The organism is Trueperaceae bacterium, assembly GCA_036381035.1.
Taxonomy (GTDB): Bacteria; Deinococcota; Deinococci; order Deinococcales; family Trueperaceae; genus DASRWD01.
Genome location: DASVDQ010000063.1, coordinates 1 through 1186, shown reverse-complemented (window position 1 = coordinate 1186; position 1186 = coordinate 1). Strand labels below are relative to the sequence as shown.

Genomic DNA, 1186 nt, shown 5'->3' with positions numbered 1-1186 from the left:
CCTGTGGCAGCTCCACAACCTCGTCGACGAGCGGGAGTGGGAGGTCGCGCTCGGGCCGGGCGGTGCCCTCGAGGCGGCGATCGAGGCGCTCGAGGAGGGCCTCGTGCGGTTCATCGGCGTCACGGGGCATGGCGTCGAGGTCGCCGCGCGGCACAGCGCCAGCCTCGAGCGCTTCCCCTTCGACTCCGTCCTGCTGCCTTACAGCTACGTGATGATGCAGAACCCGCGCTACGCCGCCGACTTCGAGGAGCTAGCGGCCAAGTGCGAGCAGCGCGGCGTGGCGATCCAGACGATCAAGGCCATCACGCGGCGCCCTTGGGGCCCCAGACCGCAGGACCGGGCGACCTGGTACCAGCCGCTCGAGGACCCGCACGCGATCGGGCTCGCCGTGCACTGGGTGCTAGGCCGGGAGGGCGTCTTCCTGAACACCGCGGGCGACGTCGACCTGCTGCCGCGGGTGCTCGAGGAGGTGACCCGCTTCGAGCGCCGTCCCAGCGACGCGGAGATGGAACGGCTCGTGCGGGACGAGGAGATGTCTCCCCTGTTCGCGTAGCGGCGCACCGGCCCGGACCGAGCGCCGCGGGTGCCACTCTCACAGCGCCCGCATCCTGTTGCCGCGAGCGTTGTGCTCCACCTCGGCCAGGCCGAGGGCCTCTAGCACGGGCGGGACGTAGTTGCCCACCCGCCCGCGCAGACCCTTCTTGAGCCCGTACCAGCCGCCCACTGGGTTATCGGGCGACCGCGCCCACGCCTCTACCGTCCCCTCCTTGGCGGCCCTCTGCTCGTCCGCGTTGCCCAGCTCGACCCAGCCGCCGCGCTCCCTGAGCATGCGGTGGAGGTCGTCTATGACCCTGAGGTCGTAGTGGAGGACCGTCTTGCCGACAGTGCAGACGAGCATGGGCGGCTCGTGGGCCTCGTCCCTATGCATCTGGAACTGCGATGACAGGCTGGGGGTGTAGAGGACCCACGGGTCCTCGGGGGTACCCGATCCGCTGAACTCGGCCCTGGCCATGGTGGCCGCGATGGTAGCAGAACCGCCCGTCGCGCACGACGTCACACGGCCGGCGCGCTCGGCCCCTATCGTGGCCGCGATGAGCGACCCCTCCGTGACCCTCCACCTCGTGACGGCCGTGAACGCCCACCTGCTTGACAGGGTGGCGCCGAACGTCTTCGACCACGACGTCCG

At 70.7% G+C, this 1186-nt stretch carries 2 protein-coding genes; one reads left to right on the top strand and one right to left on the bottom strand.

The features are described from left to right. The coding region (locus VF202_07630; GenBank protein ID HEX7039963.1) for a hypothetical protein at window positions 1–553 on the top strand (553 nt) is incomplete at its 5' end. Window positions 554–592: 39 nt separating this feature from the next. Here VF202_07630 and VF202_07625 read toward each other — a convergent pair. Beyond that, window positions 593–1012 (bottom strand): hypothetical protein, encoded by a 420-nt coding sequence (locus VF202_07625; GenBank protein HEX7039962.1) that lies wholly within the window; start codon window positions 1010–1012, stop codon window positions 593–595. Between the last annotated feature and the right edge of the window lie 174 nt (window positions 1013–1186).

Excerpts from the sequence above, each read along its gene's own strand:
- VF202_07625 (HEX7039962.1), bottom strand. The coding sequence starts at position 1,012 with ATGGCCAGGGCCGAGTTCAGCGGATCGGGTACCCCCGAGGACCCGTGG.